The sequence below is a fragment of the Mycobacterium sp. NGS15 genome, assembly GCF_059813245.1.
On the sequence record NZ_JCALEF010000006.1, the window covers coordinates 45,431 to 63,181 of the forward strand.

Sequence of the window (17,751 nt, forward strand, 5' to 3'; positions counted from 1 at the left end):
CGGCTTCTCCGTAACTTCAACTGCTATGTGGGACTCCATCGCACGGTTCTCCAACCGCTACGCGGTTATCGTCATCGGGCTCTGGATGCTCGCCGCTGGTGCGGGCAATCTCCTTGTGCCGCAGGTCGAAACCACCGCACACAATCATGCGCGCGGCTTTTTGCCCCACGATGCGCCCGTCAACGCCGCCAGCGCGCAGATGGGCCAGCAGTTCAAGGACGGTGACGGCGGAAACCTCAATTACCTGGTCCTGGAAAGCACGCGCAAGTTGGGGCCGGCCGAAGAGCAGTACCACGCACGGCTGCTGGGCAAGCTGCGCGCCGATACCGCCCATCTGGACTCGGCGATGGACCTGTGGTCCGACCCATTCACTGCCGAGGGGGCGGTGAGCGGGGATGGCCGGGCCGTCTACACGATGCTGCGGGTCAAGGGTGAGCTCGGTGCGGCGAAAGCCAACGACGCGCTGTCCGCGGCGCGCAAGATCGTTGCCGACGAGCCCGCACCACCGGGAGTGCAGGCATGGGTCACCGGCCCGGGCGCCACCATCGCCGACGAGCTCACCGCCATCGACCAACAAATGCTGATGATTACCGCCGTCACGGTGCTGCTCATCGCCCTGCTGCTACTCGCCGTGTACCGGTCGCCAGTCACCGCCGCCATCCCGCTGATCACTGTGGGCCTCGGACTTGCGGTGGCGCGCGCGATCGTGGCGTATCTCGGTGAACGCGACCTCATCGAGGTATCGATCTTCTCAGTGGCGCTGCTGGCGGCGCTCGTGCTCGGCGCCGCCACCGACTACGGAATCTTCCTGCTCGGTCGCTATCACGAACAACGCCGGTCGGGAATCGAGCACGAGGAAGCTCTCGTGCTGGCCAACCGCAGTGTGGCCCCGGTGATCGCGGCATCCGGATTGACCATCGCGGCGGCGCTGTCCTGCCTGCTCTTCGCGCAGGTTGGCATGTTGCGCAGCGCCGGACTTCCCTGTGCAATAGGAATTCTCACGGGCATGCTGGCGTCCTTGACGTTGCTGCCCGCGTTGATTGGATTGGCCGGCCGTCGCGGCCTAGCGCAACCGCGTCCCGTGCGCGGGCAACCGGGTCGGCGGTGGCGTCGGGTTGGCACCGTGGTGGCACGCTGGCCTGGGCCGGTGCTGGCAGGTTCGGCGCTTGTCCTCATCATCTGCGCCCTTCCGGTAGCGGGCCTCCGGCTCGGTTTCGACGAGCTTGCCGCGCAGCCGCTTTCCACACAGGCCAACCGCGGGTATCAGGCGATGGATCGGCACTTCCCGCCCAACCGGCTGCTGCCGGAGATCGTGTCGATCGAAACCGATCGCGATCTGCGAAGCCCGACCGGAGTAATCGCCGTCGAGCGAGTTACCAAGAAGCTTATGGAAATTCCGGGTATCCGGATGGTGCAGTCGGCCTCCCGGCCGGCCGGCTCCATCCCCGAACAAGCGACATTCACCGATCAGGCCGGGATCATCGCCGACCAGCTCGACGATGGCACCACCCAAATGAGCCGTCGTTTGGGCGCGGTCGATCAGCTCTCGACGACACTCAAACAGTTCTCCGCGGCCATCTCCCAACTGCAGAAGGGCCTCGCCGGCGGCGTGAGCGGGATAGGCGACCTGAACTCCGGCATCGGCGTCATGCATTCGGGGATGAAAACTCTGCAGGACAACGTGTCTCAGGTCTCGGAGTACATGGATCCGCTGCGCGACTTCACCAAGGGCAATCCCAACTGCGCCAATGATGCGGTTTGTTCGCTGGTGCTCAAGGCCGTCGAACCGATGGACTCGATGTTGACGGCAACCGCCTCGCTCACCGACAGCACCGCCACATTCGGCGCCGGTGCACAGGGCATGCAGAAGTCTTTCTCGGGTGCCGTGAACTCGGTGCAGAATATGAAAGCAACGGTGGCACAGCTGAGCTCGATCACCGAACAGCTCACCAACGCCGTCGGCGAGACACGCACCATGTTCTCCGGGCTCACCGAGTATCTGCGCGCCGTGCGGGAGGATTTCCGCAGCAGCGGTGAGGGCGGCTTCTACCTGCCGCAGCGCGCCTGGGACGATCCACGATTCCAGCGCGCGGCCCAGCTGTACTTCGCGCCGGACGGCCGCTCGACCCGCATGATGGTGTTTGGTGACGGCAAGGTGTTCGGTGCGGACGGCGCACAACGATCCCCACAGATCCTGCAAGCGGTCAGCGAGGCGACCAAGGAGGGCACCCTCGCCGGCAGCACCGTGAATGTCACCGGGTTTGGCACGGGCACAGCCGAATTGCGCGGTTACGTCAGCGACGACTTCTTACTGTTGGCGGCGGTGGCGCTCGCACTGGTGTTTCTCATCGTACTGGTGATGTTGCGCAGCCCGGTGGCGGCCGCGGTGGTGATCGGCACCGTCGTCGTCTCATATGCATCGGCCATGGGAGTCAGCACCCTCATCTGGCAGGACCTGTTGGGGCGGGACTTGCACTGGGCCGTGCCGTCAATCGCCCTCATCGCCCTGGTTGCCGTGGGAGCCGACTACAACCTTCTCTTCACCATGCGCATGCGCGAGGAGGTGTTCCTCCAGGGGGCGGCGCTACGCACCGGGATGATTCGCGCCTTCGGCGGTACCGGCGGTGTGGTCACCACCGCTGGAATCGTCTTCGGAATCACCATGTTCGCCATGCTCTCCGGAGACGCGCTACCCATCATGCAGACCGGCACCGCCATTGGTGTCGGGTTGCTCATCGACACGCTCATCGTCCGGACGTTCGTGGTTCCGGGACTCGCGGGGCTGCTCGGCAAGTGGTTCTGGTGGTCACCGGCACCGCTGCTGCACGGGATGTTGTTGAGGTGGTCCAAGGCGCGCTCGCCCCGAACGTCCGGTGTGCTCACGTACCTGCTGACGCGTCCCTCACGGCTGGAGAGCACGGGGGCCTAGCTGTCGGGGGCCGCGTCTCTGTCGATGAGGCTGCGCGGAAACGCCAGGATTCCGGCCAGCGACAAGAACCAGGCGAGCAAGCGCACAGCGCCGATCCCGATATTGGGGCCAAAGCTATGGTCGGCGACCCAGGTTGACCATGCATCGAGGACAAAGGCTATGACCAGGCCAAGCACAACCGCGATCGAGAGTCGGTCGAACTTCTCGCGGGCCGGCCAGTAGTGCAAGAGCGTCGCTGCGATACCGACGAGAAGCACCACGGCAAGGCGCACACTGTCGATCCCGAAGAACACCGTGAACGCGAACCCGACGATGTAGAGCAGCATCGCCGTTGCCTTCACCGCCGTTGCCTTCACCGCCGTCGCGCCTACCCGCAGACCAGCGACAATAATCATCGGAATACCGCCGGTGCACGGAAACTTGGCACACACTAAGAGTAACCAGGTGAAGGCATACTTGCGACGCTATACAGCGAATATTACTCGATAAGGTATAGCTACCTCATTCTGCGTGCGAGATCCTCCTGCGCCGATCGTGCCTGCTCCGGGGTCAACAGAGGGTTGGCGTACACGTCGACGAGGGTGGCTGCCATCTTCAGATCCCCCTCGGGCGAGTTGACATCAACGCCGAGCCCCCGCGAGACATGTTGCTGGAGCAGCGGCACCGCCAAGGCCATTGCGGTGATGACGGTGGCGCGGGACTTGACGTCAACATCGGCCGGGAGCACGCGGTTGTGGTCGGCACTGGCTAGCCAGCCCTCGGTCATCGCGACCATTTCGTCGAACACCTGCCCGGCGGAGCCGTCGACGAGCGCTCTACTGATGTAGTCCTGATATTGGCCGATCGGAATGCGGGCCGAAACGTAATGCACGTCACCGCGTTCCACGTTCGCCTGAACCTGCTCGTTGATGTTCCGCATCGCCTTGACGAGGTACTCGTCGCATGCGTCCCGCAGCTCCTGCTTGGACCCGAAGTGGTGACGCAACAGCCCCGATGACACACCTGCTCGCGCGGCAATGCCCCGGACGGTCGCGCCGTCGTATCCCTTCTCGCCGAACTCATGCAATGCCGCATCCCGAATCCGGGCGCGGGCGGTGAGGTCGTCAGGATCCGCGGTCTCCATCGCCATATGCTACACGACTGGACAATTGACTACACGCTTGTATAGTCGAGTACATGGGCATTGACACCAGCGGCATCACCCCGGAGGAAGAGACCGCCTTTCTCACCCTGAAAGCTCGGGCCGTCAACGACGGCTGGCAGCCACCGATCCTGCCGAACCCGGGCGCGACGGCCGCCGTCGCCGCGATCGACTACGACTTCGACGCACTGGGGGTGCTCGCTCCCGTAGTATGCCAATCCGCTTTGCGCGCAAAACTTCTCGATGATCGTGTGCGTACATTTATCGCTGAGCACCCCAACGCGGTGGTGGTCGATCTCGGCGCGGGCCTCGACGACGGCTATCGGCGCATCCAGCCGCCGGCCACCGTCGATTGGTACAACATCGACCTGCCCGGGATGGCGAGGCTGCGCGATGAGGTCATGCCCCCGGGGGCAAGTGAGCACACCATCGGGGTGTCTATTACCGACCCGGCGTGGATCGCCGGGATACCGTCGGATCGTCCGGCGATGGTGGTCGCCGACGGGTTCTTCGCCTTCCTGACCAAGGAACAAATCATCGCCACCATGCGCGCCGTCACCGACCACTTCCCCACCGGGCAACTGGCATTCAACGACTACGGCCGCATGGTGGTAGGTGTATGGATTTCAAAACTCTTCCCGCAGAAGATGTTCAAGAAGGTCAACCAGTTGCGCGGGTTTGAGGGTTACGACGATCCACGTACCCCTGAGCGCTGGAACCCTCGGCTACGGTTCGTCGAAGAGTTCAGCCTGGTGGATGCTCCTGAGGTGGAACTGTTTCCGACGTGGCTGCGGATCTCGTCGCGCCTGGCACGGCACAGCACGTCGATGAGACGATCCGCACGCATCCTGCGGTTCGAGTTCTAGGACCCCAGCAACGCCGCACACTCCCGACTTGACCTGGAGTGCACTCCAGTTCCTAGGCTTCTCATATTCACAAATGACCATGATTTGAGGAGTTCCTCGTGACTTTGTCCATCCCCGCCTACGCCGCTTTCTCGCCGACGGAGCCACTTGGCCCGACTGTGATCGAGCGTCGCGAACCCGGCCCGAAAGACATCGTCATCGATATCGTTTGGGCCGGAATCTGCCACAGTGACATCCACACGGTAAGCAACCATTGGGGACCCGCGAGCTTCCCCGTGGTGCCTGGGCATGAGATCGCCGGTCTGGTGACCCAGGTCGGCTCCGAGGTCGAGAAGTTCACGGTGGGCGACCGCGCCGGTGTCGGCTGCATGGTCGGCTCCTGCGGCGAGTGCGCCAACTGCAAATCAGGCGAAGAGCAATTCTGTAACGGCGAGGGCGGCTTCATCGGCACGTACAACGCGGTGGGCAAGGACGGCCGGCCGACCTACGGCGGATACAGCGACCTCATCGTGGTGGATGAAGCATTCGCGTTGAAAATTCCGGACGCGCTCCCACTCGATCAGGCCGCTCCGCTGCTGTGTGCCGGAATCACCATGTACTCCCCGCTGCACCATTGGGGGGCTGGCCCCGGCACTCGTGTCGGCGTCATCGGCCTTGGGGGCCTTGGCCATATGGGTGTCCAGATCGCCCACGCGCTGGGCGCCGAAGTGACGGTGCTGAGCCAGTCGCTACGCAAGCAGGAGGATGGCCTGAGCCTCGGCGCAGACCATTACCACGCGACCAGCGACCCAGCCACCTTCACCAAGCTCGCGTCCTCATTCGATCTGATCCTCAACACGGTCTCCGATGGGATCGACGTCGAAGGCCTGCTGTGGCTCCTGGACAAAGACGGAACGCTGGTTCAACTGGGTCTGCCGGAGGACCCGATCAATTTCAAGCCCTCACCGCTAGTCTTCGGGCGCCGCCGCTGGGCGGGTTCGCCAATCGGCGGAATCGCAGAAACCCAGGAAATGCTCGACTTCTGCGCGGCCAAGGGCATCGCAGCGCTGGTCGAGAAGATCGAGGCGCCCCAGATCAACGAGGCCTATGCACGGGTACTCAAGAGCGATGTGCGGTACCGGTTCGTGATCGACGGAGCCAGCTTTGCGGCGTGAGTAAGGCGCGCAATCAGTCGCGACGGAACTTGCGCAGCACCTTGCGCGCCACCAGCGCGGCAACGACTGCGCCGACGCCGAGGATGGTGAATTTGATGGCCGGCTTATTCAGCGTCGCCAGCACCGACGCCTTGGCGTCCTCGGCCAGGCGCTGCGGATTGGCGCGGTCGCTCAGGGTGTCGACTGTCGCCGCGAGCTGGTCGCGAGCCTTGTCGATATCGGCCTTGATTGCCTCGGGATCCCTGGCCACCTGCACTCCTCCACGTCCGCGCTTGACACTCAAGCAACTACCCTAGGGCAACAACTGTACGGGTCAACAGAAAGGCACCGGTCATGGCGGAAACCAAGCGGCTCGAAGTTGGCGATAAGGCCCCGGCGTTCACCCTGCTGGACGCCGACGGCGAGAAGGTATCGCTGTCTTCTTACAAGGGTCGCAAGGTGATCATCTACTTCTATCCGGCGGCCATGACGCCCGGCTGCACCAAGCAGGCCTGCGACTTCCGCGACAGCCTCGCCGAGCTCAACGGCGCGGGCCTCGACGTTATCGGGATCTCGCCCGACAAGCCGGAGAAGCTGGCGAAGTTCCGCGAGCGCGACGGCGTGAACTTCCCACTGCTGTCCGACCCTGATAAGACGACGCTGACCGCGTATGGCGCCTTCGGCGAGAAGAAGTTGTACGGGAAGGTTGTCGAGGGTGTCATCCGATCGACCTTCGTCGTGGACGAAAAGGGCACGATTGAGGTGGCGCAGTACAACGTGAAGGCCACCGGGCACGTCGCCAAGCTGCGGCGTGACCTGAGCATCTAGCGACGCTCGCGTGTTGCTCGACGTGCGAACTGTTGCGATGTGCACGATGAAGTGATGGTCCACTCATTCCCGCTACGGGATCAGCTCCCCAGCGCATTGCGTGGCGTGATCCTTGACATTCATTGGGACCTCGGCCAATTGCACGGGCTGAACAACCTGCGCACCGTGACTGTCCCCGTCAAGAACCTTGCGTGGCACCTGGAGCTGCCGTTCTGGTCTGTTGACGGAGTGCCGTTTCAGGTCTCCCCTCACGAGGTCGCCCGCGCACCAGAACGCCATCGCGCCCAGTGGGATCGGACGATGGGCGCGGATCTGCAATTCCCCTTGCATGTGCGAATCGATCTTCCGGCCGAGCGCATGATCATCCTCGATGGTGTGCACCGGCTACTGAAGGCAACGGTCCTCGGGCGGCAAGCAGTTGATGTCCATCTGGTGACGAAACAGGATCTCAACGCCATAGCGGTCTCTGAATAGACCGTCGAGCGCGAGCGTGGCGCGGGAACAACGCCGAATTTCCGCGTCAGACTCGCACTCGATGCTGGTCCTGCTCGCACTGAGCTAGTCCTGCGGCTGGGCGTCCTGTTCTAGCACGACGAACGCCGCTGCGGTGTCGCCGTCATGGGTCAAGGTGACGTGCATCGTCATATCCGCCAGATACTCGGCAATCGCCCCGGAAAGCCGAATACGCGGGCGGCCCCACGTATCCGTGACGACCTCGATATCGCGGTGGATGTTCTCGGGCAGCACCGGCCGCTGCGAGTACCGCGAACCCGACCACGCCTTGATGACGGCCTCCTTGGCCGCCCAGCGGGCCGCCAAGTACCGCGCCTCACCACCAGTCTTCGAGGCCGCGTCGCGCCGCTCCCCCGGCGTAAACGCAGACCCGAAAGCCGTTCCGGGACTCGCTAGTTGCTCTCCGAACTCAGAGATGGTGACCAGGTCGATCCCGATACCGACAATCACCGGTGGTAGACCTCGTCCTCACTCAGGCGCGCGCCCGGATCCAGCAGCATCGATGCTTCCTGACGCTTCTCCGACTCGTCGTGGTCGTGGTCGAAGCGACGTCCGTCCGGCCGCTCGTACATCGGGCGACCGCCGGCCATGGCCGAGGCCAGGCGACGCTGTCCGGCGAGAACACGCTCACGCGAACGCTTCTCGTAGTCGTCACGATCCTCGGGGCGCAGCGAGGCGATGAACGCCTGCGGGTGCACAAGCGCCACCAGACCCGACACGTGACCGAAGCCCAGGCTCGTCACCAGACCGGCCTTCAGCGGCAGCTTCTCCTTGAGCGGCAGTGACTCTCGCACCCACACGAAGTGCTGGCTGGTGGCCAGCTCGTCGTCGACACAGTCCAGACTGCGGTTCGGCGGAATGACACCGTCGCGCAGCACCTGGCACAGGCCCAGCATCTGGAATACCGCGGCACCGCCCTTGGCGTGGCCGGTCAGGTTCTTCTGCGAGATGACGAACAGCGGCGCACCGTCCGAGCGCCCCAGCGAGGATGCGAGCCGCTCATGCAGCTCGGTCTCGTTGGGATCGTTGGCGAGCGTGGACGTGTCGTGCTTGGAGATGACGGCGATGTCATCGGCGGTGACACCCAGCTTGTTCAGCGAACGCGCCAGATCCGAATCCTTGCCACCACGTCCGGCCGCCAGCGCCCCCAGGCCCGGAGCCGGGATCGAGGTGTGCACACCGTCACCGAACGACTGTGCGTACGCGACCACCGCGAGCACCGGCAGACCCATCTTGAGCGCCAGGTCACCGCGTGCCAACAGCAGGCTGCCACCACCCTGGGCCTCGACGAAGCCGAGGCGGCGACGGTCGTTGGCACGCGAGAACCGCTTATCCGCAATGCCCTTGGCCCGCATCATCTCGGTGTCGGCGGTCGCCGCCATGTCACCGAAGCCGATGATGGCCTCCAGCGTCAGGTCATCGAAACCACCGGCCAACGCCAGATGCGCCTTGCCGAGGCGGATCTTGTCGACACCTTCCTCAACGGAGACCGCCGCGGTGGCGCATGCCGCCACCGGGTGGATCATCGAGCCGTAAGAGCCGACGTATGACTGAACCACGTGCGCGGCGACGACGTTCGGCAGCACTTCCTGCAGGATGTCGTTCGGCTTGTTACGGCCCAACAGGTTTCCGTGATACATGGTCTGCATCGATGTCATGCCGCCCATGCCGGTGCCCTGTGTGTTGGCCACCAGGCTCGGGTGCACCCAACGCATCAATTCGGTCGGGGTGAAGCCCGCCGACAGGAACGCATCCACCGTCGCGATCATGTTCCACAGCGCCACCCGGTCGATGGAGCCGACCATGTCCGGGGTGATGCCCCATACGGTCGGGTCGAAACCGGTCGGGATCTGCGCACCCACCGTCCGCGACAGCTTGGTCTTGCGCGGCACGCGAACCTCGGTGCCCGCCCTGCGGGTCACCTGCCAGTCGCTGCCCTCGGCCACCGGCGCGATGACGGTGTGCTCGGGGTCCCACTTCACAAACTGCCGGGCTTCGGCCTCGGTAGACACCGTGAAGGTGAAGTCCTTGTCCAGGAACACCGACACCAGCAGCGGCGAGGCGTGATCGGGGTCGATCGCGCCATCGTCGACGAACTCACGGACGCCGATGTTGCCGACCACCTTGTCGTGGTACCGCTCCACCAACTCCGATTCCGGCACCAGTTCGCCGGATTCGGTGTCGTACCAGCCGGCTTCGGGATCGTTCTCCCACTTGACCAGACCGGTGGTCCAGGCGAGCTCGAGCACGCCGGCCGCCGACAGTTCGTCGTCGACCTCCATCTCGTAGCGGGTACGCGAGGAGCCCAAGGGACCCAGCTCACCACCGCCGACGATGACCACCAGGTCTGCCGGGTCGACGTCGAGATCGGCCCATTCCGGAGGCAGCGACGAGGTGTATCCGCGTGGCGGAGACGGCAGTGCCGCGATGAGGTTCGGATCGTCCTCCTCATCGGTGGCGGCGGCAGCCTCCGCCTTTGCCTTCGCCTCCATGTCCTCGCGGGCCTTGGCGGCCAGCTCGGCCATGTCGAGTTCGACCTCGGCCAGCCCCCCGGTGAGATCCTTCTCGACCGGTGCCTGCGCGGCCTGCACGCGTGCTTCGGGCGAGCACAGCGCCAACAGCATGGACGCCATGTCCGCGGTGGAGTACGTGGTGACTCCCGCTTCCTCGACGGCGGTGACGATGGCGTCGTTGTGACCCATCAGCCCGGTGCCGCGGGTCCAGCCGATCAGTGCGTGCGCCAGGCTGACTCGCGATGCCCACGACGACTCGGCCTTCCAGCGTGTGACCAGCGCATCGAGAGCCGCCTTGGACTCGCCGTACGCACCGTCACCGCCGAACATGCCGCGGTTCGGTGAACCGGGCAGCACCACATGCAGACGTGAGGCGATATCGCGCTCGGCACCGATCGCCGACAGCCCGCCGATGAGCCGCTGCACGGCCCACAACAGCACCTTCATCTCCATCTCGGCGCGCGAACCGGCCTCCGACAGATCTCCGACCACCTTCGGTGCGGCGAATGGGAACAGCAGCGTCGGGGTCTGCGCGTCCTTGAGGTGGATCGACATCGGCCCAAGGCTTTCCGACTGCTCGGTGCCCACCCACTGCACCAGTGCATCGATATCGGCGTACGAGGCCATGTTGGCCGGCACTACCCACAGCTTGGCGCCGAACCGCGCGCTCTCCCGGTACAGGTTGCGGTAGAACGCCAACCGGTCCTCGTCAAGACGCGAGGTGGTGGCGACAACCGTCGCACCACCGGACAGCAGCTCGGCGACCACCGCCGCGGCGATTGAGCCCTTGGAAGCACCCGTCACCACCGCGACCTCGTCGCCCCACTTGCCCTGATCGGGGCTCTCGGCGCCGGCGGCGATCCGCCCGAACAGCGAGGCATGCACATTGCGGCCCTGCGCCAACGACTTGCCCTGCCACCAATTGGCCTGCGTGGCAACGGCATGACCGGCGCCCTCGAACTGGCCTGCCAACTGTGCCCACTGGCTGTCGATCTCGTCTTCCTCGGTGATCCACAACCGCGCCAGATCCTCGCGTGCGCTGGCCCAGCGGTCGTCGAAGACCACTGCCTTCTTGCCGTCGAATGTCGGCGCCACCAAACGCGGCCAGTCCGAACCCAATTCGGCGGAAACCAGCTCGACGAGCTCGGTGTCGGCAGCACCGTCCGGGGTGACGATCGGGGCCGACAGACCCAGCTGGTCGAGCACCAGACGCGCGGCCGAGGCGAGAACGCCTTCCCGCCCGGTGATCTGGTCGGTGAATTCGCTCAATGCTGCGGCGTCGACTGTCGCGCCGCCGGCACCACCCGCCGAGGGCAGCGACACCCCGACACCACGACGCCCGGCCACCGCGGCAACAGCCGCATCGATCGCCGCATCGACGGCATTACCGTCTGCCAGCGTGCTGGCCGCCAGGCCACCGAGATCGCCGCCGCGGACGCTGGTGCCCTCGCGGGTACCCAGCGACAGCTCGACGGTGACGTGCTTGACCCAGCCCGGACCGAGTTCCCAGGTCTTGGTGACGCGCTCACCGATGGCGGTGGGGCGCTTACCCGACGGACCGAAGACCGTCTTGAGCTGATCGTTGATCGAGTCCGAAAGCACCGGACCGAACGGCTTGTAGGTACGCGCCAACTTGGTGACCTGCGTCCGCAATCCGGACAGATCCGCCTCTGCGGCACCGTCAATGGCACTCAGGTTCAGCTCGGAGCCCAGGTCCACCAGCAGCTGGTTGCGGCGCGACGAGGCGCCGTCGGTGAGGCTCTCGATGGAGTCCACCGGCTCGATCTGGTCGATGCGCATCTTCGTCGACAGTGCGATGAGCGCGAGCGTCGCGTCGGAGGCGTCGAACCCGATGTCGTCCGGCCGCGGGCCGCCGCTGGGCGCCGCGGGGGCGGCAGCGGGAGCCGGAGCAGCGGCCTCGCTGGAACCGGAGGTGGCCGCAGTACTTTCCGCGGGCTCCTCGATTTCAGGCTCGGGCTCCGGATCGCTGTCCGTTCCGAACAGCACCGCGTGATCGCGCTCGACGTTGAGTACCTCGATCGAGCTGTGGCTGAATTCGGGCAGCTTCAGGGTGTTGTTGGCCAGACCGGCGACGGTCGGCATCGACTTCACACCCACCTCGACGAACCGCTCCACACCGAGGCCGCCGGCGGCCTCCTCGGTGAACAGCAGGTCCTGGGTCTCGATCCACCGCACCGGGCTGGCGAACTGCCAGGCAAGCAGCTCGATAAGCACCTTGCGGCACAACAACACCGGCTTCTCGTTGCGCCAGGTGTCGTAATCGGCGAGCACCTCGTCGAGCGGTTCGGCGGGCACCAGATCGCGGATCTCCTGGATGAATTCACGATCCAGGGTGAACGGCTTGGGCACCAGGTTCGGGATGTACTTGCCGATGATCAGGTTCGGATCGCCGTCCATGGGCAGGACCCGCTCCAGGGACCGGCGGAACTCGGCAACGCCGACCCGCAGCACCTCGGAGTGGAACGGCACATCGATGCCGGGCACCATGATGAAGGAACGACGGCCGCCGAACTCTTCACGACGCTTCTCGACCTCGGCCTCCAGCAGCTCGAGCCCACGCACCGTTCCGGCGATGGCGTACTGGGAGCCGCGCAGGTTGAAGTTCACGATCTGGAGGAACTCGCCGCTACGTTCGGCGATCCCCGCGACGAACGCCTCGACGTCGGCGTCTTCCAAACCGATCTGCGACGGGCGGATGGCGGCCAGGCGGTAGTTACTGCGGCCCTGCTCATCTCGCGGCACGATGTCGTGCATCGCCGACCCGCGGTGGAACACCACCTCAAGCAGACCATCCTGCGGGATGACGCCACTGACGGTGGCCAGCGCGGTGTACTCGCCCACGGAGTGACCACAGGTGATGGCGTCCTCGACGAACGAGCCGGATTCCTTCATCTCGGCGATCTGCGCAGTGGCCAACGTGGCCATCGCCACCTGAGTGAACTGCGTCAGGTACAGCACACCCTCGGGATGCTGGTAGTGGACGCCACCGGCGATGAGGCTTGTCGGGTTGTCCTTGACCACATGGAGCACGGAGAACCCGAGGCGCTCACGGGTGAACTTGTCGGCCTTGTCCCAGACCTTGCGGGCGGCCTTGGAGCGTGAACGCACGTCCATGCCCATGCCCTTGTGCTGGATGCCCTGTCCCGGGAAGGCGTACACCGTCTTGGGAGCCGCGAGCCGGGCGGTCGCCGACATCACGAGGTCGGAGCCGACCTTGGCCTGAACCTCCACAACCTCTGCGCCGGAATCGATTCCGACGCGGTCCACCCGCACGTCGACTTCGTCGCCCGGCTGCACCATGCCCAGGAAACGGGAGGTCCAGCCGACCAGTGTGCGCGGCGGAGTGCTGGAAGCGTCGGCGGAGGTGACCACATGCTGCGCGGCGGCCGAAAGCCACATGCCATGCACGATGGGCGATCCCAGCCCGGCCAGTAGCGCGGCCGATTTGTCGGTGTGGATCGGGTTGTGATCACCCGAGACCACCGCGAACGCCCGCATGTCCGTAGGCGCGAAGATCTTGGCGTCACGACGACGCCGCCGAGTGGTGTCCGCCTCGTGCTCGGAGAGCGCACCGCCGGCACGCACCGGGTCGGTCAGCTCGGCTGCCCCGTTGCGGCCCAAGATCGCAAACCGCTCTTGCAGCGTGGCCAGCACGGTGCCGTCGGCGGCCGCCACAGTGACGTCGACCGGGACTACCCGGCCGACCTCGGTGTCGGTGGCCGTGGAAGCCGTTGCAGTGACGGTAAGTTCAGCGGCCTCCGCGGGAAGGGCGGAGATCAGGTGGGCAGCGTGATCCAGGTGAACCAGCGAGAGCAGACCCTCGATGACACCCGTGCCGTCCTCGGTCTTGGCATCACCGATGGCGGCGAACACCGCGGGCCAGCACAGGCCGACCAGCGCGTCCGGCACAATCGACGATCCGGGCGCCAGCGGCGACGGAAGCACCGCGGTGACGCCGGTATGGTCGGCGACACGCTCCGGATCCCATTGCGCCACAACACGTGCCGCGCCATTGTGGACCAAGGGAAGGCCTGCCTGATCCTCGGCGCCGGCAGCCACCGCGAGCACGGTCCGCATGGCCGCGGCCGCGGCCTCGGTGGTCACCACCGGGGTGCCACCGTCGCGAGTCGTGGCAGGCAAGGTCAGATCGATGTCGACCCAGATACCCGACAGCGGCACGCTCAGACGCACCGAGTCGTCGCCGGTCACCTCGAGGCGGGCGCCGGTTGACGGATGTGAGGCGGTGCGGTCCTCGAAGACCTGCCAGGCGCCATCGGGAGCGATCCGGTGCACCGGGTTAACGGCAATTCGTCCGGACCACAGCACATCTGGCGCGTCCAGCACGCTCGCCAACGGGCCTTCGACATCCCAGCGGCGACGCAGACGCGAACGCACCGGCAACGGCTCTGCACCGGTGGCGACAACCTCGTCGATGGCGGTCTGCTCAAACCGGTTGAGCAGGTCGCCCACTGGCTCGTCGACCCGGGTGATCCCGGCGACGGCGGCGGTGCCGGGGATGATGCATACCTGCTCGGCGGTGTAGCGCGCGTCGTGGGCCTGCCACAGCGAATCGCTGCGCCACCAGCGGCGCACATCCTTGTCGATGACGGGCACGAAGTTGACGGGCTTACCCAGTGTCTTGCACAACGCGACGAAGAAGGGCACGTCGGCCGGGTGCAGCTTGATGGCCTCGGCATCGGGGTAACGCTGCAGCAGTGCCGCGATGGCGTCGGCCGGGCGTTCCACCAACGCCTGGTCGGCGAACAGCGTCTCGACCGGACCGAATTCCTTGGGATGCAACCGGGCCTCGGCGCGCTTGAGCATCTGCTCGAAGCGATCGCGCCAGGTGACATCCAGCCACGGCGAGTGCGCCACGGCGGTATCGGCGGTGCTGTCACCGTTACCGATGGACAGCTCCACATAGCGATTCAGCCACTGTGCGTACGTCATTTCGGCGACGTCACCGAAGTACTGCTTGGCGGTCAGCTCCATCGCGGCGATGATCTCGTCACGGCGCTTGGACACCGCATCCTCGTCACCGGCGACATCGTCGAGCAAGCGGCCGCAGCGTGAGGCCGCGTTGTCGATCTCATGAATGTCGGCGCCCAGCTGGCTGCGCCCGGAGGCCATGCCGCCCTGGGCTTTTCCAGCGGGAACCCATTCAGGAGTGCCCTGGGTCTCGACCAGCATCTGCTTGACCGACGGCGAAGTGGTGGCCTCCAGTGTGGCCATGGCCGCTGTGCCCACCAGGATGCCGTCGACCGGCATCAGCGGGAATCCGAACTTCAATGCCCAACGGCCACTGAGGTATTCGGCCGCCTGCTCGGGCGTGCCGATGCCGCCACCGACGCACACGGTGATGTTGGAGCGCGAACGCAGCTCCGAATAGGTGGCCAGCAACAGGTCGTCGAGGTCCTCCCACGAGTGGTGTCCACCGGCGCGGCCACCCTCGACGTGCATGATGATCGGACGGGTCGGAACCTCGGCGGCGATGCGCACGACGGAGCGGATCTGCTCGACCGTGCCGGGCTTGAACACGATGTGACTGAAGCCGATCTCGGTGAGCTCGTCGATGAGTGCGACGGCCTCTTCCAGCTCCGGAATGCCGGCGGTCACGACAACACCGTCGATCGGCGCACCGGCCTGGCGGGCCTTCTGCACCAACCGCTTCGAGCCGACCTGCAGCTTCCACAGGTAGGGGTCCAGGAACAAAGAATTGAACTGGATCTGACGCCCGGGCTCCAGGAGGCCGGTGAGCTCTTCTATGCGGGTATTGAAGATCTCTTCGGTGACCTGCCCGCCACCGGCGAGCTCAGACCAGTGACCCGCATTGGCCGCGGCCGCAACGATTTTGGCATCGACCGTGGTCGGCGTCATGCCCGCCAGCAGAATCGGGGAGCGTCCGGTGAGGCGGGTGAACTTGGTGGACAGCTTCACCGAACCGTCGGGAAGCGATACCACGGTGGGCGCGAAGCTGGTCCAGGCGCGCGCGACCTCGGGGACCGCACCGTGCGTGAACAGGTTCCGCTGTCCCCCACGGGTGGCGGTGGGCACGATGCCGATGCCCAGGCCACGGATGACCGGGGCGGTCAGACGGGTCAGGAGATCGCCGGGGCCCAGGTCGAGGATCCATCGGGCGCCGGCGTCAGCGACATGGTTCACCTCATTCACCCAGTCGACCGGGGTGACGAGGATGGACTCGGTCAGGGCCTTGGTCAGTTCGACGTCCAGTCCGGCGGCAGCCGCCCAGCGGCCGGCGATCTCGACACCATCGGCCAGGCGCGGGGTGTGGAAGCCCACCTCCACATTGACCGGGTCGAAGACCGGGCTGAACACTGCGCCGCCACGCACCTTGTCCTTACGCTCGGCGGCCTCGCGGTCGGCGATGTGCTCGCAGTACAGCTCGAAACGCGACAGCTGTTCGGGAGTACCGGTGATGACGACGGAGCGGCGACCGTTGCGGATGGACAGCGCGGGCGGCTGAACGGTACGGACATCCTGGGCGAACTCGTCGAGAAGCGCCTTGATGCGTTCGGGGTCGACATTGGTCACCGACACCATGGGGGTGCGGTTGCCGCGCACCACAATGCCGCGGCGGCGCGCGACCAGGGTGGCAGCGGCACCCACCAGCTGAGCGATGGCCAACAGCTCGACATCGCGGGCACCGTGGGCCTTGAGGGCCTCGACGGCCAGCACACCCTGGGAGTGCCCGATGACGGCGACCGGCGGCAGCTGCGCCACATCCAGGCCCTGAATCTTCAGCGCGCGGACCGCGGCCAGCTGCGCCAGCAGGACACCGGGCATGGAGACCGCAGCCGAGGTCAGCTGCGCGGCGGCAGGTACGGGCTCCTCAGCGGTCAGTGCACGCACCCAGGTGAGCGGGGTGAAGCCGACCGGACGCACGACCACGAGTTCCTTGGCGACGGGCTCCAAACGCAGCTCGGCCTCACCCGCGAGGGTGGCCAGCTCCGATTCGATACCGGCCGAGGCAGCCAGCTCCGCGAGTGACTCCAGCCAGTCGCTGCCTTGACCTCCGAAGGCCACCGCGTAGGGCTCACCGGACTCCAGACGGTCGATCAGCGCGGGCCCGGCGCTGGGGCCCGGATCGACCGACCCGTTCGCGTCGGGATCCTCAGCGCTGGTCACCTTGTCGTATTCATTGATCGTCACGTCGCCGCTACCCGTCTTTCCGTCAGTTCGTGAATCCAGCCGCACCCGTGTCGTCGTCCTTGTCGATCGGGGCGTTGAGGCACGTGCATCTGCACCATCACCGCAGGTCTGGATTTAAGAGTGTCATAAGAGGGGCGACGATTTCTTCTGACGTAATAGTTACTGCCGAGTTCTACGCGAGAGTAACCACCGCTTACGTAACAGCAGGCCACACGCTGGCAACTGACCGCCGAATCAAATGCGCTGCATGCAGGTGGTTACGGTCGAGTAGGTATAACATCGCAGATCAGACATCGATTGTTATCGAATCGTTATGTACGATTCCGGTAGCGCCGGCGGCGTTCGCGCGTGTCGCATCCAATGGCCGCGACAACGCCATCCAAACCATGAATTCTCACAATACGTGCCATATGTTTGCTGAGATTACCGAGCGGTTCCAACTCCTGTGACAGATGTGACTGATGATGTTTGTCCAGCTACGCATCCGGACACGGGAATCTCGCCGCCAGCCGACCAGGCGCGAGATCGCAGAACCCGTCGACCTCTGCCTCGCCAACGGACGGCTCGACCCGCCGACCGTGAACTGGATCCGTCATCCGCCGCATCGGACCAACCTCGGCGGCGGGGACGATGCAGC

The 17,751-nt window shown here is 65.4% G+C and carries 10 protein-coding genes; 5 read left to right on the top strand and 5 right to left on the bottom strand.

The window, feature by feature from the left end; all coding sequences use genetic code 11:
* Window positions 1-25 precede the first annotated feature (25 nt).
* Window positions 26-2,929 (top strand): MMPL/RND family transporter, encoded by a 2,904-nt coding sequence (locus tag AC5Y5C_RS17855; RefSeq protein WP_499974786.1) that lies wholly within the window; start codon window positions 26-28, stop codon window positions 2,927-2,929.
* Here the strand turns inward: AC5Y5C_RS17855 and AC5Y5C_RS17860 are convergent.
* Both AC5Y5C_RS17860 and AC5Y5C_RS17865 read right to left on the bottom strand, forming a co-directional pair.
* On the bottom strand, window positions 2,926-3,324 hold the full coding sequence (locus tag AC5Y5C_RS17860; RefSeq protein ID WP_499974789.1) for a hypothetical protein: 399 nt from the start codon (window positions 3,322-3,324) through the stop codon (window positions 2,926-2,928). The two genes, AC5Y5C_RS17855 and AC5Y5C_RS17860, sit on opposite strands and share 4 nt — an antisense overlap.
* 101 nt (window positions 3,325-3,425) lie before the next feature.
* A complete protein-coding gene (locus tag AC5Y5C_RS17865) occupies window positions 3,426-4,052 on the bottom strand; it encodes a TetR/AcrR family transcriptional regulator (protein WP_499974793.1) in 627 nt (208 codons plus the stop codon).
* A gap of 53 nt (window positions 4,053-4,105) precedes the next feature.
* Here AC5Y5C_RS17865 and AC5Y5C_RS17870 point away from each other — a divergent pair, with 53 nt between their 5' ends.
* On the top strand, window positions 4,106-4,936 hold the full coding sequence (locus AC5Y5C_RS17870; RefSeq protein ID WP_499974797.1) for a class I SAM-dependent methyltransferase: 831 nt from the start codon (window positions 4,106-4,108) through the stop codon (window positions 4,934-4,936).
* Between the two features lie 98 nt (window positions 4,937-5,034).
* Window positions 5,035-6,090: an NAD(P)-dependent alcohol dehydrogenase gene (locus AC5Y5C_RS17875; protein ID WP_499974802.1), complete on the top strand. Its 1,056-nt coding sequence runs from the start codon at window positions 5,035-5,037 to the stop codon at window positions 6,088-6,090.
* 13 nt (window positions 6,091-6,103) lie between these two features.
* Here AC5Y5C_RS17875 and AC5Y5C_RS17880 read toward each other — a convergent pair whose 3' ends face one another.
* Window positions 6,104-6,340 carry a DUF3618 domain-containing protein gene (locus tag AC5Y5C_RS17880; RefSeq protein ID WP_078289077.1) on the bottom strand — a complete coding sequence of 79 codons (237 nt, stop codon included), beginning with the start codon at window positions 6,338-6,340 and terminating at the stop codon, window positions 6,104-6,106.
* Window positions 6,341-6,423: 83 nt separating this feature from the next.
* Here AC5Y5C_RS17880 and bcp point away from each other — a divergent pair, with 83 nt between their 5' ends.
* On the top strand, window positions 6,424-6,897 hold the full coding sequence (gene bcp / locus AC5Y5C_RS17885) for a thioredoxin-dependent thiol peroxidase (RefSeq protein ID WP_499974804.1): 474 nt from the start codon (window positions 6,424-6,426) through the stop codon (window positions 6,895-6,897).
* 54 nt (window positions 6,898-6,951) lie between these two features.
* On the top strand, window positions 6,952-7,371 hold the full coding sequence (locus tag AC5Y5C_RS17890) for a hypothetical protein (protein WP_499974806.1): 420 nt from the start codon (window positions 6,952-6,954) through the stop codon (window positions 7,369-7,371).
* A gap of 84 nt (window positions 7,372-7,455) precedes the next feature.
* Here the strand turns inward: AC5Y5C_RS17890 and acpS are convergent, their stop codons facing one another.
* Window positions 7,456-7,860 carry a holo-ACP synthase AcpS gene (gene acpS, locus AC5Y5C_RS17895; RefSeq protein WP_499974808.1) on the bottom strand — a complete coding sequence of 135 codons (405 nt, stop codon included), beginning with the start codon at window positions 7,858-7,860 and terminating at the stop codon, window positions 7,456-7,458.
* Window positions 7,857-17,114, bottom strand: a complete 9,258-nt coding sequence (locus tag AC5Y5C_RS17900; protein ID WP_499974810.1) for a fatty acid synthase subunit beta domain-containing protein — start codon at window positions 17,112-17,114, stop codon at window positions 7,857-7,859. Before AC5Y5C_RS17900 ends, acpS begins: the two co-directional genes overlap by 4 nt.
* Window positions 17,115-17,751: the final 637 nt, after the last annotated feature.